This is a genomic window from Agrobacterium tumefaciens, from assembly GCF_005221325.1.
Lineage (GTDB): Bacteria > Pseudomonadota > Alphaproteobacteria > Rhizobiales > Rhizobiaceae > Agrobacterium.
Genome location: NZ_CP039889.1, coordinates 2018576 through 2038754, shown reverse-complemented (window position 1 = coordinate 2038754; position 20179 = coordinate 2018576). Strand labels below are relative to the sequence as shown.

Sequence of the window (20179 nt, the reverse complement as noted above, 5' to 3'; positions counted from 1 at the left end):
CGAACACTGTTTTCAGGCCGTTCTGTGACGGCCGGAACCGAGAAGATCGCCGAGCAAGCCGCGCGTGCCGACGAGAATGGAGAGCGCGTAGATGACGCCCGCGGAAAGGATGATCGCCGGGCCTGAGGGCAGCGACGCGTGATAGGACAGGAGGAGGCCCGCAAAGCAGGAGACCATGCCGATACCGATCGAGATGAAGCACATGGGTGCCACACGGTTGGACCAGAAGCGGCTGGCGGCGGCGGGCAGCATCATCAGGCCCACCGAAAGCAGCGTGCCAAGCGCCTGAAAACCGCCAACCAGATTGAGCACGACAATGGCGAGGAAGAGGAAATGCACCGGGCTGCCCCAGTTGCTGACCGAGCGCAGGAACAGAGGATCGAGGCACTCCGCCAGAAGCGCCCGCCAGAAAGTGATCATCACCAGAAGCGTCACGGCGCAGATGCCGCCGATCAGGCCGAGCGCCTCGTTGTTCAGCGCCAGCACCGTGCCGAACAGCACATGCATGAGATCGACGCTGGAGCCGCGCCAGGAGACGAGCAGCACACCGAGCGCCAGTGAAATCAGATAAAGGGCGGCAAGCGAAGCGTCTTCCTTCTGGACGGTGAAACGCGATACCGCACCGGCACCGAGCGCCACCACAAGGCCGACAACCAGCCCGCCAATGGTCATCGGCAGGATTTCCAGCCCGTAAAACAGAAATCCGACCGCCGCGCCCGGCAGGATGGCGTGCGCCATGGCGTCGCCCGTGAGGCTCATGCGGCGCAGCATCAAGAACACCCCGACGGGCCCGCAGCTGATGGCGAGGATCAACGCGCCGGCAAGGGCCCGCTGCATGAAGACATATTGAAGGAAGGGTTCGATGAAGATTTCAGCCATGGGCATTCGAACTTGCGTGTGAGTGGACGTGAGGATGGGATGATGCCGCTCGTGGGTCTGCATTGAGCACACCGGCCATCGGCGCATCGCCCGGCCCGCACCACGGCGCATTTTCCGCCCATGCCTCGTGGAAATGCCGCGCCTGCTGCATGTTTTCCGCCTTGAGAACATCGGCTGTAGCCCCCAGTCCAACCAGCCTGCGGGCAAGGAACAGGGTCTGTGGAAAATGCTGCCGCACCAGCTGATGGTCATGCAGGACGGCGAGAACCGTGCGCCCTTCCGCAACCCAGGCCTTGATCAGCACCAGAAGATCGGTGACCGTGCGCTCATCGACGGCGTTGAAGGGTTCATCCAGCAGGATAAGCTGCGCATCCTGCAACATGGCGCGGGCAAACAAAGCGCGCTGCATCTGGCCGCCGGAGAGCGAGTCGATATTGCGCTTTTCAAAGCCGGAAAGCCCGACCGCCTCCATCACCCGGCCCATTGCCGCCTTGTCCTCGGAACGATAGCGACCGAGCAGGCCGCGTTTCGGCCATAGACCGAGAGCAACGAGATCACGCACCTGAGCAGGGAACGACCGGTCGAGTTCCGACTGCTGCGGCAGATAAGCGACGGAAATGCCTGAACTGATCCGGCATTCACCGCCAAGGGGCTCTAAAATGCCGGCAATGCCCTTCATCAGCGTCGATTTTCCCGAGCCATTGGCGCCGACCACCGCAGTCAGCGATCCCCTGGCAATAGCGCCATCCAGATGGTGCACGGCCGCGCGGCCGGCATATCCAAGCGTTAGATTGGTGAAGGTGAGGCACGGATCGCTCATCGATCCCTCCGGGGCAGGATTTCATTCATTGGCCCCTTGATATGTAATGTTATTACATTCGTCAAACGAATATGTAATGAAATAACATTAACTATTGGAAAGTTGGCCTTGCCCGGCCTCTGCATTTTTTCCACACCGGGTTGACATACAACATTGATGTAATGTTATTACGTAACAGTGAGAGAACGAAATGGCTGTTAGCCGTCGTTTCCAAACCGCTCGCCGTGGCCGCTGTGAAGCCCACGCTGCCTTGCTGATAAAACGAGGTCCCATGTTGAAAAAACTACCTGTCACCGTGCTTTCCGGCTTTCTCGGCGCCGGCAAGACTACGCTTCTCAACCACATTCTCGCCAACCGCGATGGGCTGCGCGTGGCGCTGATCGTCAACGATATGAGCGAGATCAATATTGATGCGGCGCTGGTGCGCGATGGCGGCGCCAATCTTTCCCGCACCGAGGAACAGCTGGTGGAAATGACCAATGGCTGCATCTGTTGCACCTTGCGCGACGACCTTCTGACCGAGGTGCGCGCGCTCGCCGAACAGGGTCGTTTCGATTATCTGCTGATTGAATCCACCGGCATCGCCGAGCCGCTCCCTGTGGCCGCTACCTTCGATTTCCGCGATGAGAATGGCCGCAGCCTGTCGGATGTCGCGCGGCTGGATACGATGGTGACGGTGGTGGATGCCGCCAATCTTCTCAAGGACTACGGCTCGTCCGATTTTCTGGCCGACCGGGGCGAAACGGCAGGCGATGGCGACAACCGCACCATCGTCGACCTTCTGGTCGAACAGATCGAATTTGCCGACGTGGTCGTCCTCAACAAGATCGGCTCCGCCACGCCGGAGGAACGGGATGCGGCCCGCAAGATCATCGTCGGGCTGAACCCGGATGCAAAACTCATCGAGGCCGATTTCGGCAAGGTGGAACTGAAGGAGGTGCTTGGCACCGGCCGCTTCGATTTCGCCAGAGCCGAAGAACACCCGCTGTGGTTCAAGGAGTTGCACGGCTTTAAGGACCACATTCCCGAAACCGAGGAATATGGCATCCGCTCCTTCGTTTACCGCGCCAAAAAGCCATTTGACCCCGTGCTGTTCCAGCGTTTCATCGATCGTGCCTGGCCGGGGGTGGTGCGCGCCAAGGGTTTCTTCTGGCTGGCGACACGGCCGCGTTATGTCGGTGAGATCAGCCAGGCGGGCGCCCTGGTCCGCACCGGCAAAATGGGCCTCTGGTGGTCCGCCGTGCCGAGGGAGCAATGGCCGCGCGAAAAGCAGTTCCTCGATATGATGCAGCCCCATCTCGACCCGGTCTTCGGCGACCGTCGGCAGGAAATCGTCTTCATCGGTTCCGACCCGATGAGCGAGGCCCGCATCCGGGCGCAGCTGGACGCGTGCCTGATCGACACCGAAGCCTTCACGCCGGATGCCTGGCGGCATCTGCCGGACCCCTTTGCCAGCTGGGACCGACAAGCGGCCTGATTGTCCTCACCGCCCTTGGTCTGGATGAGCGCCAGCGGTTTTCGCCTTCTCCCCGCCGGGGAGAAGGTCGCGGCAGCGGGTTGAGGGGGTGACGGTAGAGATATACGGAGAGCTTGCCCCCTCATCTGACCCTTCGGGCCATCTTCTCCCCGGCGGGGAGAAGAAACGGGAAACTCAAAGAAAATTCAGCGTCACCAGCGCCAGCACGACGTATCTTCCGACCTTGGCAATGGTGACCAGCAGCAGAAACACCGGAAGCGGTTCCTTCATGATCCCGGCTGCAACTGTCAGCGGGTCACCGATCAGCGGCGCCCAGCTGAGAAGAAGCGACCATTTGCCGTAACGCCTGTACCAGTTCTGTGCCCGTTGCAGCGCAGCCTCCCCGACGGGAAACCAGCGTTCATGGCGGAAACGCTCGATGCCACGGCCGAGCAGCCAGTTGGCGAATGAGCCGGCGACATTGCCAACGCTGGCTACCGCGACCAGCAGCCAGACAGGCTGGGATTTCAGAAGGATGAGACCGGCAAGCGCCGCTTCCGACTGCATGGGCAGGATGGTCGCCGCGATGAACGCCGTCAGAAACAAACCCGCATATACCGCCAGATCGGCCATTGCCTGCCCTTCATCATCCGAATCCTACCGTCCACTGAAGTGGCGGATGAGGGCAGCGACGGTCAAGCGTCTCTAAGGTTCGGAAACAGCATCTCAAGCGGAATTCGCAGCGATGGCGCACACGATATCGTCATGATCCACCTCCAGCAACGCCTTGTGGATGGATATCTGCCTGATATCGCCAGAGGCGGACAGGACGACGATCACCGTTTCCCGCGGCGGGCAATCCGGCAGCGCACAGGAAAGCTCGCTGACGGTGACGATGTCTTCGGCACGAAGATGCAGCAAGTCGCGCGACCACTGTTTCAGAAGGCGGGCTTTCGAGATGATCGCGGAACCGTTGCGTGCAAGCGGGTTGTTCATGCCCTGCCCTTTCGCCCCGCCTGCGCGGCCAATGTGTTGAAGAGATCGCGGATCGGCTGCTGCGGCATATCCATGCCGATCATGACGATGCGTGTTGAACGGTCTCCATCCGGCCAGCCATCCAGCCGGGTCAAGGGATAAAGCCGGTGCTGCACGGCATGGGCGACAACCGGCCGCGCCGGGTCGTCAGTCGCGCCGAAAATTCCCTTGAGCCGCAGCAGGCCGGAATGCACGTTGCTGGTAACAAGTTCGAGAAAGGTGACGATCGCCTGCGGATCGAGCGCGCCCTCGAAGGTGAGATCGAAGGCCTCCACCCCGGCGCCATGGCGGTCGATATCGTGATCATGACCGGCATGGAGACCCAGCCTGTCGGCCGCCAGCCATCCCGGCACGTCATCCGTCTTGCCGCGCAGCGAATAGTTCTTCGTTGCAAAAAGCGACATGAGATCGAAACCGGCCGCATTGCGGTCATGCAGGCGGGCGGCGGGGTTGAGATCGGTGAGGCTCTCGTGATCGATTGCCGCCGCATCGGTAAGATCGGTTTTGGTGAGGGCGATATGGTCCGCAAAGGCCAGCTGTTTCCAGCCCTCAACGAAACTGTCGAGCATCGCCCGGCCCGAGATGACATCAAAAACTGTGACCACGCCCGAAAGATGAAAGTGCCGGGCAACGATATGGTCGCGCAGACCAAGCGCCGGCGTGCCGCCGGCAATCAGGCTGTTGATAATAGGTGCGGGATCGGCAAGACCGGTGGTCTCGATGACGACACGCGATATTCCCGGCGTCACACCTTCGAGAAAAGCCTGATGCAACTCGTATAGCGAGGTGCGGATATCGCTGGTGGCGGTACAGCAGATGCAGCCCGTCGTGGTCTGGAAATAACGCTCCGAACCCGTTCGAACCAGACCGTGATCGATAGGGACCGAGCCGAATTCATTGACGATGACCGCCGCATCGCCCATGGCAGGCTCGGCCAGAAGCTCGTTCAACAAGGTGGTCTTGCCGGCACCGAGAAAGCCGGTGAGCAAGGTGACGGGCACCGTCTTAACAGGTGTCTGGTCTGCCATACCCTCTTTGCGTTCAACCACCTTCTTTCGCGTCATTCCAAACACATCTGCACCTTGAGATTTTTTAAATTCACCGCACTTTAAAATGTAATGTAATAACATATCAATAGCGTTTATGCATTCCACATATACATGGCACTGCCATAACGGTGTTCGTCCGCATAACCTTCCCTCATCAAGTCATACCGACGAACACACGAAAAAACCGGAACGCCCCGAAAATGGAATAATAAAATCATTCCATTCACTTTCGTTTTATTCGTTCCACGCTCTATTGCATTTTCGTTAGAGTTCGCTTTTAATCGGCAATGCTAATACAGAAAAGATCGCCCGCAGCCTGATCGAGGAGGATAGGCTGCAATAAGGGGCTGTATCTTTTACTGTTTTTAAAACGGGAGGAATGACCTTGAAAAAACTCAGCTACCGCCTTGCTGCGGCATCCGCGCTTTCGTTTTTTGTCACATCGAATGCTTTCGCTGCGACGGAAATCCAGTGGTGGCACGCCATGACCGGCGCCAATAACGAGGTCGTGGACACGCTTGCGAAAGAGTTCAACGACAGCCAGAAAGACTACAAGATCACGCCCGTGTTCAAGGGCACCTATCCTGAAACCCTGAATGCCGGCATTGCCGCCTTCCGCGCCAAGCAGCCGCCCGCCATCATTCAGGTCTTCGACGCCGGTTCCGGCGTGATGATGGGCGCCGCCGGCGCCATCAAGCCGGTGGCGGACGTGCTGAAGGAAGGTGGTTACACCTTCAACAAGGATGAATATCTGGCCGGCATCGTCGCCTATTATTCCAAGCCCGACGGCACCATGCTGTCCTTCCCCTATAATTCGTCCTCGCCAATCCTCTATTACAACAAGGACGTCTTCCAGAAGGCCGGCCTCGACGCCGCCAACCCGCCGAAGACCTGGCCGGAAGTTTTCGAAGCAGCCAAGAAGATCAAGACCAGCGGTGCCGCCCAATGCGGTTTCACCTCCACCTGGCTCACCTGGATCCAGACCGAAAACTTCGCCGCCTGGAACAACGTGTCCTATGGCAGCAATGAAAACGGACTTGGTGGTACGGATGTGAAGCTTGCGGTCAATGCGCCGCTGTTCGTCGAGCATTTCCAGGCGATTGCCGATCTCGCCAAGGACGGCACCTTCCGTTACGGCGGCCGCACCTCGGAAGCCAAGCAGCTGTTCATGTCCGGCGAATGCGGCATTCTCACCGAATCTTCCGGTGGTCTCGGCGATATCGTCAAGACCGGCATGAATTACGGCATCGGCCAGCTGCCCTATTATGAAGGCCATGGTCCGCAGAACACCATTCCCGGCGGCGCCAGCCTCTGGGTGTTCGGCGGCAAGAGCGACGCCGAATATAAGGGTGTTGCCGAATTCTTTCATTTCCTCTCGCAGACCAAGATCCAGTCTCGCCTGCATCAGGTCTCCGGCTATATGCCGGTGACGATCGCGGCCTATGAGGAAACCAAGAAATCCGGTTTCTACGACAAGAACCCCGCCCGCGAAACGCCGCTGCTGCAGATGATGGGCAAGCCGCCGACAGAAAACTCCAAGGGCGTACGCCTCGTGAACCTGCCGCAGGTGCGCGACATCATGAACGAAGAGTATGAGGCAATGCTGGCCGGCAAGCAGGATGCGAAAACGGCGCTCGACAAGATTGTCACGCGCGGTGATGCGGCCATCAAGCAGGCCATCGGCAACTAAACGATCCCTGCCCCGCCCGCATCCTTATCCGGTGCGGGCGGCACTTCCATCTCATCAGGAGATCGCCGTGCAAAGCGTCGTATTCCCCAACAAGATCCTGCCCTATCTGCTGGTCGCCCCGCAGATCATCCTGACAGTGATCTTTTTCTTCTGGCCTGCAAGCCAGGCGCTCTACCAGTCGACCATGCGCGAGGACGCCTTCGGGCTGAGCAGCAATTTCGTCGGGCTGGCCAATTTTTCCGCGGTCCTTTCTGATGAAAGCTATCTGAACTCGCTGAAGGTCACGGTCATTTTCAGCGTGCTCACCGCACTCGTTTCCATGGGGCTGGCACTGCTTCTGGCAACGGCTGCCGACCGCGTGGTGCGCGGCAAGGGCTTTTACCGCACCATGATGATCATGCCCTATGCCGTGGCGCCTGCTGTCGCCGGCATGTTGTGGCTGTTCATGTTCAACCCTGCCATGGGCACCTTCTCCTATATCCTGCGCCGCAACGGCATCATGTGGGACCCGCTGCTTGATGGCAATCAGGCCATGCTGCTGGTCGTCGCCGCCGCTGCGTGGAAACAGATCAGCTATAATTTCCTGTTTTTTGTCGCGGGTTTACAGGCAATTCCGAAATCATTGCTGGAAGCGGCTTCCATTGATGGTGCGCGCGGTTCGCGGCGCTTCTGGACCATCGTTTTCCCGCTGCTGGCGCCGACAACTTTCTTCCTGCTGGTCGTCAACACGGTTTACGCCTTCTTCGATACCTTCGGCATCATCCATGCCGTCACCGGCGGCGGCCCCGCCAAGGCGACGGAAACGCTGGTCTACAAGGTCTATAATGATGGCTTCGTGAACCTGAACCTCGGCTCTTCCGCCGCGCAGTCCGTGATCCTGATGGTGATCGTCATTGCGCTGACCGCCTTCCAGTTCCGCTTCGTCGAGAAGCGCGTGCATTACGGCTGAGGATCACCGATGATTGAAAATCGTCCCATTGCCCGCGTGATCGCCCATCTGATGCTGGTTCTCGGCATCATCATCGTGGCCTTCCCGATCTATTACACCTTCATCGCCTCATCCATGACGTCGAATGACATCATCCGCCCGCCCATGTCGCTGCTGCCCGGCGATCATCTCAGCGCGAATTACACCGAGGCCATGGCCGGCGGTGTCGAAAGAGTGGTCGGCGTCAGCCTCGAGCGGCTGCTGTTCAACAGCTTCGTCGTGGCGCTCGCCATCGCCATCGGCAAGATCGTCATTTCGTTCCTGTCAGCCTTCGCCATCGTGTTTTTCCGCTTCCCCTTCCGCATGGGCTTTTTCTGGATGATCTTCATCACGCTCATGCTGCCGGTGGAAGTGCGTATCCTGCCCACCTACAAGGTCATCGTCGATCTTGGGCTGATTGACACCTATGCCGGCCTGACACTGCCGCTGATGGCGTCTGCAACGGCGACGTTCCTGTTCCGGCAGTTCTTCCTGACCATTCCCGGTGAACTGGTCGAGGCGGCGCGTATCGACAATGCCGGCCCGTTCCGCTTCATGCGCGATATTCTGCTGCCGCTGTCGAGAACCAATATCGCCGCTCTTTTCGTGATCCTGTTCATCTATGGCTGGACCCAATATCTCTGGCCGCTGCTCGTGACCAACGATGCCAAGATGAACACGATCATCATCGGCCTCAAGCGCATGGTGGATTTCACCGACGCTTCGACGCCCTGGAATTATGTGATGGTGACGGCGATCCTCGCCATCATCCCCCCTATTATCGTTGTGGTGCTGATGCAGCGCTGGTTCGTCAAAGGTTTGGTGGAGACCGAGAAGTAATGGCAAAAATTGCGCTGAAAGACGTCCGCAAGGTTTACGGCGGTAATGTCGACGCCATCAAGGGCGTATCGATGGAGATCGCCGACGGCGAGATGATCGTGCTCGTCGGCCCCTCCGGCTGCGGAAAATCCACCCTGCTGCGCATGATCGCCGGCCTGGAAGGCATTTCCGGCGGCCAGATCATCATCGGTGACCGTGTCGTCAACGATCTCGAGCCCTCTGACCGCGACATCGCCATGGTGTTCCAGAACTATGCGCTTTATCCGCATATGACGGTGCGGCAGAACCTTGCCTATGGCCTGAAGAACCGCAACACGCCGAAGGAGGAGATCGACCGGCGCATTACCGAGGCGGCCAAGGCGCTGGAAATCGAGCAGTTCCTGGAGCGCAAGCCACGCCAGCTTTCCGGCGGCCAGCGCCAGCGGGTGGCCATGGGCCGCGCCATCGTGCGCAAGCCGGCAGCCTTCCTGTTCGACGAGCCGCTCTCCAACCTCGATGCCAAGCTGCGCGTGCAGATGCGCGTCGAAATCCGCCGCCTACAACGTTCGCTCGCCACGACAAGCGTTTATGTCACCCATGACCAGATGGAGGCCATGACGCTGGCCGACCGGCTGGTGGTGCTGAATGCGGGCCGCATCGAGCAGATGGGCACGCCGATCGAGCTCTACGAAAAACCGGCCACCACCTTCGTCGCCACCTTCATCGGCTCGCCCTCCATGAACCTTCTCGCCCATGGTGCAGCCTCGTCCAATGGCCCGGCCGGCTGGTCGGTGAACGGCGCTGCCGCATTGCCGCAGACCGCCGCCACGCTCGGCATCCGCCCGGAAGACATCACGCTGGCGGAAGCCGAACCCGCCGATGCCGCCTTCACCGGCACGGTACAGGTGGACGCCGTGGAACTGGTGGGCGCGGAAAGCTATGTGCACGGCTCGTTTACAGACGGCACCACCATCGTCTTCCGCGTGCCCGGCCGTTCCCAACTGCGCATAGGCGAGATGCTGAAGATCGCCGCGCAGGCAAAGGATTTCCACCTGTTCGATGCGGCGGGCAAGCGCATCTAAGACGCCGTAGCTATGATCGACACCCGCCCTTCGGCGGGTGTCCTTTCGCTTCGGAAACTTTACCCGGCTATTTTACCACACCAGCTCCACCTGCGGCCGGCCGTTGGAGGTTTTCTCCACCGTGCGGCCGGATGCGTCAATATTGCAGTGGACGCGCTGCCGGAAGGCGGAGAAGCTCTCGAAGGTCACGACATCGACGGGGTCGTCGAGATGGAGAGTGAGCCGGTAGCGTTCCGGGTCACCGCCGAGCGCCTGGACGCCGAGCACAGAGGCGACGAAAGGCTGGCCGAGGTAGAAGCCTTCCACCCTTGAACCCAGCAGATAGGGATTGAAGGCGGGGCGATTGCCGGCGGCCGCGTGCAGGGTGTTCCAGTCGCGGAAGCCATATTGGGCGGCGATAAGTTCCAGAGCTTTTGAGTGGGTAACTGTCTGCCCCTGCCCTTCAAGGGCGGCCCGCAGGCGTTTTACCTGCTCCTTCAGCCCCTCAAGTGCCGGAAGCGGTTTGGACACGTTCATAACGGTTCTCCAACATTGACATGCCGAATTTTCCGAAGGGTGTCCGCGTTGCCATCGACGACATGCAAAACATGGTGATGACCGTTATCAGGAAAAGAGCTTCACCAGGGGCAAAATGCCTGCGGACGGCCGGGGCTCTCTGCCCGTGGCCGTCCGTATAACTCAGAAAGCACCGCCCGTCAAAGGTGGGGCTCAGGCCTATCCGGGGTCAGAAGCGATAGGTGATACCCGCGCCGATCAGCCAGGGATCGAGCTTGGCCTTGCCGCTAATCGGCGTACCGCCGAGTTCCGCCGTCCAGTCGGTCTTGAGGAAGATTTTCTTCACATCAAAGTTCACGCCCCAATGCTCGTCGAGCATATAGTCGAAACCGACCTGCACGGCAGCACCGAGCTTGTTCTTGACATCGAGGTTGCTGAAGCCGGGCTTTTCCGACTGGTTGTAAAACAACGAATAGTTCACGCCTGCACCGACATAGGGCTTGAAGGCGCCGAAATCGGTGAAGTGATATTGCAGCGTCAGTGTCGGCGGCAGCAGCCATGTCTTGCCGACCGGCGTGCCGGCCAGTACACCCTCACCGTTGATCTTGGCATAGGTGGTGCCGAGGATGAGTTCGGCGGCAAAATTCGGCGTGAAGAAATAGCTGATATCGAGTTCGGGGATCACGGTATCCGAATAGGACAGGCCCGCACCCGGAACGCCATCGACGCTGCCGCTGTCATTGGTGATGACGCCGAGGCCGCGCACGCGCAGCATCCATGGGCTTGCCGCCGCAATCGCTTCTTCGGCGGTGGGGGCCGGTGCTGCCGGGGCCAGATCGGCGGCCGCCACGCCGTTTGCCATCATCATTGCCGCAACGCTGGCCAGCAGGGCGGTCTTGCTGTTCATCTTCGTCATTCCATCTCTCCTATAGCGCAGTACAGCCGGGCAAACCCCGAACCGGCTGATGACGGCGGGCCGGCGACTCTTCGCCTGCCGCACCGGATCGCAGCCACTATGGCGATGGACGGGGCGGGCCGATTGAGATGGATCAAATGGGAACGACGATCGCTCGTCAGGCCAAAGAAGCAAGCGGAACTGTGACAGTTGCGCAACAGGCGTTGTCCTGTGAAGCCTGCTTCATACACCCGAAAAGCGGGAGGGCGCCGGTCTGGCGCCCTCTTTTACCCTCAGGCCGCCTGCGGCGTCAGGGCGGAGGAACCGGGCTTCCTGAGAAGCAGCACCGAGAAAGCCGCGATCATGCACATCAGGCCGGCAATCTGCAGTGCGGGCATATAGGTATCGAAATCGCTCTTGAAGAAGCCGGCGCCGAAAGCGGCGGTGGCGGCCCCCAGCTGGTGGCCGGCAAAGACCCAGCCGAAAACCAGACCCGCTTTTTCACGGCCGAAATTTTCGGCGGCCAACTTCACCGTCGGCGGCACGGTCGCCACCCAGTCCAGCCCGTAGAAGACGGCGAAGACCGAAAGCTCGACGAAGCTGAAACCGGAGAAGGAGAGATAAATCAGCGAGAGGCCACGCAGACCGTAAAACCAGAACAGCAGGAACCGGTTGTCGAAACGGTCGGAAAGCCAGCCGGCGAAGATCGTACCGAAGAAATCGAAAATGCCGATCACCGCCAGCGTGCCCGCCGCCGTGACCGCGGCCATGCCGAAATCACCGCAGATCGAAATCCAGTGGGTCTGGATCAGGCCATTGGTCGAAAGACCACAGACGAAGAATGTACCGAACAGGACCCAGAAGACAGGGTTCCCGGACACGCTTTTCAGCGTCACCAGCGGTGAGGCCAGCGTGGCGAGAAGATTGTGGTCCTGCTTCGGCGGTTTTACCACCGCCGTTTCGCCATAAGCCGGCAGGCCGACATCGGCAGGGTGGTCGCTCATCAGAAGCAGAACGAGGACCATGGCGGTTGCAATCACCGCAACGGAGAGCGTCAGGGCCGTCCGCCAGCCATAGGCCTCGGTCAGTGCCGCCAGCAGCGGCAGAAACACCAGCTGACCCGTGGCGTTGCTGGCCGTCATCAGGCCGATCACGAGGCCCCGGCGTTTGGAAAACCAGCGTGACGCCACCGTCGCACCCAGCACCAGTGCGGTCATGCCGGTGCCCACACCGATCACCACACCCCAGAGAAGCAGCAATTGCCAGACCTGCGTCATGAAAAAGGATGCGACGATGCCACCCATGATCAGGGCGAGCGCCGTCGATACCACCTGCCGGATGCCGAAATGGTTCATGAAGGCGGCGGCGAAAGGCCCGAGAAGACCAAAAAGCACCAGCCGCACCGCCATGGCGGAGGAAATATCGGCGATATCCCAGCCGAATTCCTGGTGCAGCGGCTGGATCATCACCCCCGCAGATCCCATTGCACCGGCGGTGGCCAGCATGGTCAGAAAGGTGGTGAGCGCAACGACCCAACCGTAATGCAGGTTTCTGCCGGCCATCCAGCTGGCAAGGCGTGTGGAGAGCATGTTCAAGGTCCCTTTCCATGGCCTTCGGCCGAGTCTTACGGGCATATACCCGCTTCATGATCAAAAAATTACAGGGCTGCGAGCAGTTCCTGCAATTGTGCGGTCTTTTCCGGGCCCAGCCGGGCCTCGATTTCGTCCTGCACGCCGTCCCAGAGCGGTGCGCCCGTCTTCAGGATCGCCTGCCCCTCCTCCGTCACGGTCAGCATCGCCTCTCGCTGGTCCTTACCGTGACCGATGGCGACCAACCCCATGCGGGCCAGCACCCTGGCATTGCGGCCGACGGTGGAGCGATCCAATTCCACCCGCACGGCAAGGTCGGTCAGCGAAACAGGGGCCGTGCGGTTGATGTTCCGCAACAGGCTGAACTGGCCGATATTCACGCCAAGCGGCGCCAGCGCCTCGTCATAATAGGACGAAACCTTGCGGGATGCTTTGCGCAACAGAATGCAGTGGCAGCTATCGTTTGGCATTTGTCTCGGGTATATACCCGTAAATTATCGCAGGCAAGAGGCGTCTGGAAAATTATATGTAAGGAGTCACGCATTCTGACCGGGAGTCACCGAAGTGACCTGAGTATAATTTGATTTTATTTAGTAAAATTTCAAAAAAACCGAGCAAAACAGCGACAATACCGCACGCTTTGGATTTTTAGTATATATTTTTAAGCACATTATGTCTACAATGGCGAATAAATCAACATTTGCACTCAGAAACCTAAGATAACATTCACTTATACTCATATTACATATGATTTCTGAGATTTATACATTTCACTACGCCAACGAATAAGGCATAAGATCGGCGACAGCGCTTTTCAGCACGAACGAACCATCATCGAATTCTCCATGCCACCCTTTTAGACTACCAAGAATTCTGGTCGACAATTCTTCTGGCAACAACTGATTGTCGACTGCGATGTTGGCTATTAGCGGGAAAACACTGATCTGGTTAGCCGAGATCAAATCGCTGATATCTTGTGCAATCTCCGGCGGAAATTCTTGTTGATGCGCTCGAAAGCTCTTCTCAATTTTCTCTTTATGTGTTTTCCACGCGCCACGGGTTGGGCGAAAGCCAAAAGCCCCCCAAGTTACGCGCCCATCGTGAACAGCGTACAGCGTCATTTTGTTGAAGCTGATTAGGTGAAGCGAGCGACAGAGTTCCTGCGTGAAACGCCGGCATCGGCCTTATCTGCGTAGATCGGGTTCGACAAACACCTCATCAATGTCCGCGATCAGGTCCCCCGAATAGAAGCTGGACCTTTAACTTGATGCTTCCGGTAGTTCGGACCGTAAACACAAGCGGCCTGTCCTGGGTAACGGTGACCTAGATACCGTGAATCTCGTTGTTCAGATGAACGGCCACAGTTTGTGCCTTCTCGGCAAACGAAGGTCCTGTCCGAGCCACCGGCGTCTCTGAATCAGGGACGTGGGGTGCCTTTGCCTTAGCAGCAGGTTCTTAAAATGACGTCGGGCTCTGGAAATACGTGTGGAAGGGGAGTGATACTACTTGGTGGTGAATGTGCGGAGGCTTAGTGTGGTCTTCGGTTTCGACTCACTACTGAGGTGTACCTTGGCATTAAGCGCGTTTATCTCCTATTCGCACGCTGATGAGAAGTATCTCGACAGGCTGCATAAGCATATGTCGCTTCTTCAGCGTGAAGGCTCCGTTGAAACCTGGACCGATCACCAAATCGTTGCAGGTGCGAAGCTGGACAAAGCGGTGATGGACGCCTTGCGATCGAGCGATCTGTTCATCGCTCTGGTCAGTCCCGATTACATCGCTTCCAACTACTGCTACGAAAAGGAATTCGAGGAGGCGCTCCGACTTTTCGAGAACGGTAAGCTCCATATCGTTCCGGTGATCGTCGAGCCGTGCGACTGGCTTTCTTCCCCCTTTCGACAATTCATGGCTTTGCCTAAGGACGGCAAGCCGATATCCGAATGGACCAACGCGAACGTCGCCTATCTTGACGTTGTTTCCGGCATCCGTCGGCTGGTTTCTACGGGTAAAACGGATACCGTTCCGGTCGGCACGGGACCGTCGGCCGCGGTGACGTCAGGCCGTCGGATCAAAATCAAGCAAGAATTCGATTCAATTCAGCGAGGAGAGTTTATTGATCAAGCCTATGAGGTTATCCGCGACTACTTCAAGAGCTCGTGCGATGAACTCAGCGGAATTGACGACCTGAAAGCCAAGTTCCACAGGATGAGTGATAGCTCCTTTACCTGCACCGTCGTGAACCGGGGCATAAAAGGTGGCCGGGAAGCACACATTACCGTTCACAACAGCAAAGGCAGCAGGCACCATTTCGGGGACATCAATTACGTGTTCGAAGCCCATGCCGGCACTAACACGTCGAACGGTTCGATCCGCGTCAATGCCGATGACTACAATATGTACCTGACCTTAGGCTTTGGTGGCCTTATGGGACGTGACAACAGCAAGTATGACGCTCAACAGGCTGCGGAAGCCCTTTGGCTCGAATTCATCGGACACGCGGGGATCGAATATGACTGAACTCAAACGCTTCCAGTGCTTGAATTGCGGACATCGCTTCGAGGTTGAAGTTCTGACTCCTGCAGAGCGACAGGAGGCGAAGCGCGAGGACAGACGAGTATCGGCCGTTGCATGTCCCGAGTGTCGGCGTACCGACATTCGCGGTGGTTGGGGCTAACGGTGGATCACCACTTGCGGGTTGACACACGTGCCGCCCGGACGAATTCTAGTACAACAGTTCTCGGGTAACGATATGCGAAAAACCGATTCAAGTTCTGACTCTCGGACGTCCGACGGTTTCTTGCCTTTGGTGAAGCCGCCACTTCGACTGATCGATGCGCAACCCGTTGACCTTACGAAACACCCAATGTTGGACACGGCTGAAAAGCGCCGCGCCTTTTTTCATGGCAACGGCAGCAATCGAATCTCGTCAAAATCAGTGAATGTAAATTCCCTCAAGCTCTTGTAGCGCGGTCGTAGCCCTGGGGGATGGAAAGTTCCATCGCGAGAAATGTATAGCGGAACGGAGTTAGAATTCGGCTCATCCGAGGGGATCGAATATCGAATGGTGGGATCGATGATAGACCCCGCGAATGATAACCACGCATGATATCCCAAACCTTCGGTGGCCGCGAGGTACGGCAGATCAGCAGCGAGATTCTCGATGGTGCGATCTTTCCAAAGCCAACCGTCGTCCTCCCCATCCTCCGCACCAACGCAGTCCTCTTTGCCCAGATTTCCGATGTGAATTATAATCCTTTGGTCGGCATAGTGGTCGAACGCAACATGGATAGCGAACTCGAGTTGCTCCGCCAATCCGACTGAGACGGCTAAACAGTTGAACGCAACTGTTCTCGGTGGATTTTGGCGCTTGAGCCGGAACCCCAAACGCTTGATGTCCTCTTTTATTTCTTCGTCTAGCTGGAGCAGTTCCTGGAGCTGCATGAAAAAGTCCTCGTTGAACACGAGGGAACTTAGTTTGCGAATGTAAAGGCAAACTGAATGGCCGTGCATCCTTTCGCTAATCGTGGATCGCACAGAAAATTTGCAGCGTATATTGATATCTCGCTCGGCGCGGCCATCAAGATAATCGAATGTGAGAAAGGACGTCCGCAGGAGCAGCGAATGTGACGACGAAGTTCGACCGTGCTGACGCCAGGCCGACGAACTGCCAATGTTTTCAAGGGCGCAAAAATCGGCGAATGTGACTAGCTACAACTGTTGTCGCGCTTCGACTTCAGTTAATCCGAAAACATCTTTTACGGCTAAGTGGATTGCCGCGACGGAAATCGCGGCCGATACGCTAAGCTATGTCTTACTTTTCTGCTCACTTCTCAATACGGCGAGGGACGCACAGAGGTGGTTCGGTTTGTTTGAACAGTTTGGGGCGTTTCGTTAAGTGGATTTCCGCCTCGATTATGCCGCCACCATCATTGGTGCCAGCGCGTTGAAGTAGGCTTGATCCGGCGTCCGCCGGTCAAGGGATGAATGTGGGCGTCGGCTATTATAAAAGGTCAGATATCGGCCTATGCCGACGCGGGCCTCGGACACAGGGAGGAGGTTTACGAGCAACTTGAGCATGAACAGGACGATCGCATTCATAAAAAGAATGTTGTTCCCGAGGGCGAGGTTGCGGAGTTCATCCCAAACCAACTTGGCGAAAGGAAAAAGCAACGTACTCGCCAATGAAAATACGACCAACGCGACAGGTGACCCGGTTTGAGCCTCAACGCTCAGCATGCTCATCATCAGGGCAAAAACGACGGCACCCATCAGATAGGATCGAATGAGGTAGGACGGCTGCACTCCGCCAAAAATGCGACGCAAGAAATTCATCTTCGGTAACTGCCTCTCCAATTGATAGAAAACGTTGCCTCCAGCACCTTTCTGGTAGCCGAAAGGATTCGGTCGGCGTCGCCCCCTGTTTTGCGACGCCGACATTTCGCGCTTTAGCAGAAATGAAATCTGTCGCCACACCCTGTGGTTATATTTTTGGTGATTTACTGAAACAACGTTAACGCATTCTGCGGCTGCGACGCGTCGAGCCTGGTGCACGCCTCATCCATGTCTGCGTCGATAAGACGTCCGATGCTTCTGTCGATTGAATCCGACAGTCGGGATACAAAACCTTTTCGCAAGTCGATGCGGGTTCGTACAGTTCTGGGTTATCCCGTGCGGGTTACAGGCGGAATGATCACTATCACCGATGGTGCGGAAATATCCGAAAAACGAAGAATAGTGATATTTTTCAACTTCCGGGCGTTAATTTTTGATTCACACCTTGGAAAAACGCTGATCTTTTGATACGGCAAAGGTGCATTCCATAGAGCATTGAAGAAGCGATCCGAATGACATTTGCGCAGCCTGTACATTTTTTTAGTCGGAATTTTTGCGCAGAGTCGGTGTTTAGCAACAGTCTGTTACGGGTCTATTCGTTAGCGTCGAAAAGGCGAAGTCTGGCTGCTTCGGCTACTGCCGTTTTGCTCTCGCTGTCGACTGTCCATGCCCAGGAACCCGCTGCGCAATCGGATACAGCAAAACGGCCGTCCACGGAGGTTCATACGGAACGCTTCGATGACTGGACATTGCGTTGTGTCGTTGCTGCTGGAGCTGACCACAAGGTGCCACAAAAAGCGTCTTGCGAAATCGCCCAGCCACTGATGGTCGATCAGGGCGGCAAGCCTGTAGAGGTGTTGAACCTCGCCATTTCCCGCGCCAACGACAAGGCAGGCAAGGCGAACTGGGCGCTCGTGGCGCTGACGCCGCTTGATGTTCATCTCGCATCCGATTTCGGCTTTGGCGCAGGCAGCGCAAAGCCCTCACTGGTGCGTTATCGTAACTGCAATCATGCTGGCTGCTTCGTCATCATTCCGCTCGACAACAGCCTCATCAGCCAGATGAAACAGGCGTCGAACGGAGCGACCTTCTTCCGGTTACTGGGCGGTCAGGCTGTAAAGGTCTCGTTCTCGCTCAAGGGCTTCACCAAGGCGTTCGACGCACTGTCGGCAGGAACCGTACCTGCGGCGGGACAGGCCAGCGGAGAGACGCCGGCTGTTTCCGGTGCCGAGGGCGCTGGCAATTGAAGGCATCCGTTTTACGACATAAGACGTGTAGCACCCTCAGCGCTGTTTTCGCAGGCGTCCTGTTCTCCGTTGCACTTGCTGACGCCGCTCTGGCACAAAACATCCGTGATGATGCTGCACGCCAGGCAGGCCAGATCGACCGCTTGCAGGCTGAGCAGGAGCGTCTTCGCGAAGCGCAGACACTCCGCAAGACGACGCGAGCGCCAGGCGGGCAAGCAGTCAGGCCGCCGGAGGTAACAACCTCTGGTCCCGGCGAAACCTGCGTGGCGATCAATAGCATTTCGGTGATCGGTGCAACGCTCGTTCCAGCGGATGTAGTACGGCGCACGGCAGCACGTTTTGAAGGAAAATGCCTCGGCCTCGCCGAACTCAACAATGTGCTCGAAGCGGTGACATATCTTTATGTCGAACGTGGCTATGTCGCATCACGTGCCTATCTGCCTGCACAGGACCTCTCCGATGGGACGCTTGATATTCCCGTCATCGAAGGGCGTCTCGAAGGGATTACGCTGGACGGCAATGCGTCTGCCAGTGGCAGGATCGCGACGGCGTTTCCGGGCATGACCGGACAGCCGGTCAACCTGCGCGATATCGAACAGGGCCTCGACCAGATCAACCGTCTGCGCTCGAGCAAGGCGACCATAGCGCTCCAGTCCGGCAAGGAACAGGGCGGTTCAGTGCTGGACGTCAAGGTCGAGCAGGGTCGCCCGTGGCATGCAAGCCTGTCCTCGGACAATCTTGGCGGCATCGCCACAGGCATCTATCAGTCGCGCGCCGATTTTGGTCTCGACAATCTGTTCGGCATCAATGACGAGTGGCAATTCGGCTACCAGCGCTCGATGGATCATCATCCATTGTTCTTCAGCAATGAGCGCCCCAACAGCAACACGCTGACCGGCTCGCTATCCATTCCCTACGGCTACTGGACTGTTGGTGTAAACGGCTCCTGGAACGATTACCATTCGTCCTTGGCAGGACCGCTTTCCGCCATCGATACGTCTGGTGGGTCAAAATCGCTCTCGCCATACATCTCGCGAATTCTTTACAGGGATCAGACCTCGAAGACATGGGCGACGGGCCGCCTGACATGGAAGGAAACGGAAAACTTCCTGCTCGGCAGCCGCATCGACGTTTCCAGCCGTGTGCTGTCAATCGCCAGCTTCGAGCTCGGCCAGTCCCGCCAGTTGTTTGGCGGACAGGCGAGCGCCAGCATCGGCTATCATCGTGGTCTCGACATTCTCGGAGCCTTTGACGATACGACCGCGCCGGATGGCTCGCCCCAAGGCCAGTTCGACAAGGTGACGGCCTCGCTCGGTTATTTCCGGACGCAGGATGTCGGCTCATCCACCATGATCCTCAGCACCAATGTTTCCGGGCAATGGTCCCCTGACCCTCTGTTCGGTTCCGAGCAAATGTCGCTCGGTGGTTATTCGACCGTTCGCGGCGTGCGCGAGGCGGTTCTCTATGCCGACAAGGTTGTCCTCATGCGCAACGAGTTGTCATTTCTGCTGCCGCAAATGAATGATGCCGCAGCCGTCGAGGCAATCGGAAGGCTTGAACCCTATGTCGCGCTTGATCTTGGACACAGCGTTTCGGACAGGCGCGGCAACAGCCTCGGCGGCAATATCGTCGGCGCTGCCATTGGTATTCGCAATAGAGGCGGCCGGATCAATTTCGATCTGTCCTATGCCGATATTCTCTCCATGCCCGACCTGCCCGGCGACGTCAAACCGTCCTCGGGTCTCGTTCAGGCGCGGGTGTCGGTTTCATTCTAAGAATGCGGGGAACACCCGTCAGTCGTGGTCTGCAGTGTACAGGTGATGA

At 57.8% G+C, this 20179-nt stretch carries 19 protein-coding genes and 1 pseudogene; 8 read left to right on the top strand and 12 right to left on the bottom strand.

Going from position 1 to position 20179, the window contains the following annotated elements; translation table 11 throughout:
- Nucleotides 1-12: 12 nt before the first annotated feature.
- Nucleotides 13-879 carry a zinc ABC transporter permease AztB gene (gene aztB / locus CFBP5499_RS24290; RefSeq protein WP_080830095.1) on the bottom strand — a complete coding sequence of 289 codons (867 nt, stop codon included), beginning with the start codon at nucleotides 877-879 and terminating at the stop codon, nucleotides 13-15.
- On the bottom strand, nucleotides 872-1699 hold the full coding sequence (aztA, locus tag CFBP5499_RS24285; protein WP_080827763.1) for a zinc ABC transporter ATP-binding protein AztA: 828 nt from the start codon (nucleotides 1697-1699) through the stop codon (nucleotides 872-874). Before aztA ends, aztB begins: the two co-directional genes overlap by 8 nt.
- A 271-nt stretch (nucleotides 1700-1970) precedes the next feature.
- Here aztA and zigA point away from each other — a divergent pair, with 271 nt between their 5' ends.
- Complete coding sequence (zigA, locus tag CFBP5499_RS24280; RefSeq protein WP_175416882.1) at nucleotides 1971-3176, top strand: zinc metallochaperone GTPase ZigA; 1206 nt, start codon at nucleotides 1971-1973, stop codon at nucleotides 3174-3176.
- Nucleotides 3177-3350: 174 nt separating this feature from the next.
- On the opposite strand, the gene CFBP5499_RS24275 is transcribed toward zigA, so the two are convergent.
- From CFBP5499_RS24275 to CFBP5499_RS24265, 3 genes are all read right to left on the bottom strand, one after another.
- Nucleotides 3351-3788: a YqaA family protein gene (locus CFBP5499_RS24275; protein WP_080827764.1), complete on the bottom strand. Its 438-nt coding sequence runs from the start codon at nucleotides 3786-3788 to the stop codon at nucleotides 3351-3353.
- Nucleotides 3789-3881: 93 nt separating this feature from the next.
- Nucleotides 3882-4151 carry a hypothetical protein gene (locus tag CFBP5499_RS24270; RefSeq protein WP_080827765.1) on the bottom strand — a complete coding sequence of 90 codons (270 nt, stop codon included), beginning with the start codon at nucleotides 4149-4151 and terminating at the stop codon, nucleotides 3882-3884.
- On the bottom strand, nucleotides 4148-5254 hold the full coding sequence (locus CFBP5499_RS24265; RefSeq protein WP_175416881.1) for a CobW family GTP-binding protein: 1107 nt from the start codon (nucleotides 5252-5254) through the stop codon (nucleotides 4148-4150). Before CFBP5499_RS24265 ends, CFBP5499_RS24270 begins: the two co-directional genes overlap by 4 nt.
- Nucleotides 5255-5618: 364 nt before the next feature.
- On the opposite strand from CFBP5499_RS24265, the gene ugpB reads away from it, so the two are divergent.
- The 4 genes from ugpB (at nucleotide 5619) to CFBP5499_RS24245 (ending at nucleotide 9797) form a co-directional block, all read left to right on the top strand.
- Nucleotides 5619-6929 carry a sn-glycerol-3-phosphate ABC transporter substrate-binding protein UgpB gene (gene ugpB / locus CFBP5499_RS24260; protein ID WP_080827766.1) on the top strand — a complete coding sequence of 437 codons (1311 nt, stop codon included), beginning with the start codon at nucleotides 5619-5621 and terminating at the stop codon, nucleotides 6927-6929.
- A 67-nt stretch (nucleotides 6930-6996) separates the two neighbouring features.
- On the top strand, nucleotides 6997-7878 hold the full coding sequence (gene ugpA, locus CFBP5499_RS24255; RefSeq protein ID WP_080827767.1) for a sn-glycerol-3-phosphate ABC transporter permease UgpA: 882 nt from the start codon (nucleotides 6997-6999) through the stop codon (nucleotides 7876-7878).
- A 9-nt stretch (nucleotides 7879-7887) separates the two neighbouring features.
- Entirely contained in the window at nucleotides 7888-8736 is an 849-nt protein-coding gene (gene ugpE, locus CFBP5499_RS24250; RefSeq protein ID WP_080827768.1) for a sn-glycerol-3-phosphate ABC transporter permease UgpE, read from the top strand.
- The gene (locus CFBP5499_RS24245) at nucleotides 8736-9797 is read left to right on the top strand and encodes a sn-glycerol-3-phosphate import ATP-binding protein UgpC (RefSeq protein ID WP_080827769.1); all 1062 of its coding nucleotides are present in this window, start codon (nucleotides 8736-8738) and stop codon (nucleotides 9795-9797) included. The genes ugpE and CFBP5499_RS24245 overlap by 1 nt, the downstream gene beginning before the upstream one ends.
- A 72-nt stretch (nucleotides 9798-9869) precedes the next feature.
- On the opposite strand, the gene CFBP5499_RS24240 is transcribed toward CFBP5499_RS24245, so the two are convergent.
- From CFBP5499_RS24240 to CFBP5499_RS24220, 5 genes are all read right to left on the bottom strand, one after another.
- Nucleotides 9870-10313 (bottom strand): glyoxalase superfamily protein, encoded by a 444-nt coding sequence (locus CFBP5499_RS24240; RefSeq protein WP_080827770.1) that lies wholly within the window; start codon nucleotides 10311-10313, stop codon nucleotides 9870-9872.
- Nucleotides 10314-10521: 208 nt separating this feature from the next.
- On the bottom strand, nucleotides 10522-11208 hold the full coding sequence (locus tag CFBP5499_RS24235) for an OmpW/AlkL family protein (protein ID WP_080827771.1): 687 nt from the start codon (nucleotides 11206-11208) through the stop codon (nucleotides 10522-10524).
- Nucleotides 11209-11480: 272 nt separating this feature from the next.
- Nucleotides 11481-12776 carry an MFS transporter gene (locus tag CFBP5499_RS24230; RefSeq protein WP_080827772.1) on the bottom strand — a complete coding sequence of 432 codons (1296 nt, stop codon included), beginning with the start codon at nucleotides 12774-12776 and terminating at the stop codon, nucleotides 11481-11483.
- Between the two features lie 68 nt (nucleotides 12777-12844).
- On the bottom strand, nucleotides 12845-13246 hold the full coding sequence (locus tag CFBP5499_RS24225) for a MarR family winged helix-turn-helix transcriptional regulator (protein WP_080827773.1): 402 nt from the start codon (nucleotides 13244-13246) through the stop codon (nucleotides 12845-12847).
- 303 nt (nucleotides 13247-13549) lie between these two features.
- Nucleotides 13550-13897 (bottom strand): hypothetical protein, encoded by a 348-nt coding sequence (locus tag CFBP5499_RS24220; RefSeq protein WP_080827774.1) that lies wholly within the window; start codon nucleotides 13895-13897, stop codon nucleotides 13550-13552.
- Between the two features lie 388 nt (nucleotides 13898-14285).
- Between CFBP5499_RS24220 and CFBP5499_RS24215 the strand changes: the two genes are divergently transcribed.
- On the top strand, nucleotides 14286-15293 hold the full coding sequence (locus CFBP5499_RS24215) for a toll/interleukin-1 receptor domain-containing protein (RefSeq protein ID WP_336470688.1): 1008 nt from the start codon (nucleotides 14286-14288) through the stop codon (nucleotides 15291-15293).
- Between the two features lie 381 nt (nucleotides 15294-15674).
- Here the strand turns inward: CFBP5499_RS24215 and CFBP5499_RS24205 are convergent, their stop codons facing one another.
- Nucleotides 15675-16217: a hypothetical protein gene (locus CFBP5499_RS24205; protein ID WP_130932525.1), complete on the bottom strand. Its 543-nt coding sequence runs from the start codon at nucleotides 16215-16217 to the stop codon at nucleotides 15675-15677.
- A gap of 471 nt (nucleotides 16218-16688) precedes the next feature.
- Nucleotides 16689-16823, bottom strand: a pseudogene (locus tag CFBP5499_RS24195) (integrase core domain-containing protein); the annotation flags it as partial.
- Between the two features lie 797 nt (nucleotides 16824-17620).
- Between CFBP5499_RS24195 and CFBP5499_RS24185 the strand changes: the two are divergent.
- Together CFBP5499_RS24185 and CFBP5499_RS24180 are read left to right on the top strand one after the other, a co-directional pair.
- Nucleotides 17621-18355 (top strand): invasion associated locus B family protein, encoded by a 735-nt coding sequence (locus tag CFBP5499_RS24185; RefSeq protein WP_080827777.1) that lies wholly within the window; start codon nucleotides 17621-17623, stop codon nucleotides 18353-18355.
- 263 nt (nucleotides 18356-18618) lie between these two features.
- The gene (locus CFBP5499_RS24180; protein ID WP_158523285.1) at nucleotides 18619-20130 is read left to right on the top strand and encodes a ShlB/FhaC/HecB family hemolysin secretion/activation protein; all 1512 of its coding nucleotides are present in this window, start codon (nucleotides 18619-18621) and stop codon (nucleotides 20128-20130) included.
- The last annotated feature ends 49 nt before the right edge of the window (nucleotides 20131-20179 follow it).

Bases quoted from the DNA above. Each gene is read 5' to 3' on its own strand.
- aztB (WP_080830095.1), bottom strand. From the start codon at position 879: ATGGCTGAAATCTTCATCGAACCCTTCCTTCAATATGTCTTCATGCAG.
- aztA (WP_080827763.1), bottom strand. From the start codon at position 1,699: ATGAGCGATCCGTGCCTCACCTTCACCAATCTAACGCTTGGATATGCC.
- zigA (WP_175416882.1), top strand. From the start codon at position 1,971: ATGTTGAAAAAACTACCTGTCACCGTGCTTTCCGGCTTTCTCGGCGCC.
- CFBP5499_RS24275 (WP_080827764.1), bottom strand. From the start codon at position 3,788: ATGGCCGATCTGGCGGTATATGCGGGTTTGTTTCTGACGGCGTTCATC.
- CFBP5499_RS24270 (WP_080827765.1), bottom strand. From the start codon at position 4,151: ATGAACAACCCGCTTGCACGCAACGGTTCCGCGATCATCTCGAAAGCC.
- CFBP5499_RS24265 (WP_175416881.1), bottom strand. From the start codon at position 5,254: ATGACGCGAAAGAAGGTGGTTGAACGCAAAGAGGGTATGGCAGACCAG.
- ugpB (WP_080827766.1), top strand. From the start codon at position 5,619: ATGACCTTGAAAAAACTCAGCTACCGCCTTGCTGCGGCATCCGCGCTT.
- ugpE (WP_080827768.1), top strand. From the start codon at position 7,888: ATGATTGAAAATCGTCCCATTGCCCGCGTGATCGCCCATCTGATGCTG.
- CFBP5499_RS24245 (WP_080827769.1), top strand. From the start codon at position 8,736: ATGGCAAAAATTGCGCTGAAAGACGTCCGCAAGGTTTACGGCGGTAAT.
- CFBP5499_RS24240 (WP_080827770.1), bottom strand. From the start codon at position 10,313: ATGAACGTGTCCAAACCGCTTCCGGCACTTGAGGGGCTGAAGGAGCAG.
- CFBP5499_RS24235 (WP_080827771.1), bottom strand. From the start codon at position 11,208: ATGACGAAGATGAACAGCAAGACCGCCCTGCTGGCCAGCGTTGCGGCA.
- CFBP5499_RS24230 (WP_080827772.1), bottom strand. From the start codon at position 12,776: ATGCTCTCCACACGCCTTGCCAGCTGGATGGCCGGCAGAAACCTGCAT.
- CFBP5499_RS24225 (WP_080827773.1), bottom strand. From the start codon at position 13,246: ATGCCAAACGATAGCTGCCACTGCATTCTGTTGCGCAAAGCATCCCGC.
- CFBP5499_RS24220 (WP_080827774.1), bottom strand. From the start codon at position 13,897: ATGACGCTGTACGCTGTTCACGATGGGCGCGTAACTTGGGGGGCTTTT.
- CFBP5499_RS24205 (WP_130932525.1), bottom strand. From the start codon at position 16,217: ATGCAGCTCCAGGAACTGCTCCAGCTAGACGAAGAAATAAAAGAGGAC.
- CFBP5499_RS24185 (WP_080827777.1), top strand. From the start codon at position 17,621: ATGACATTTGCGCAGCCTGTACATTTTTTTAGTCGGAATTTTTGCGCA.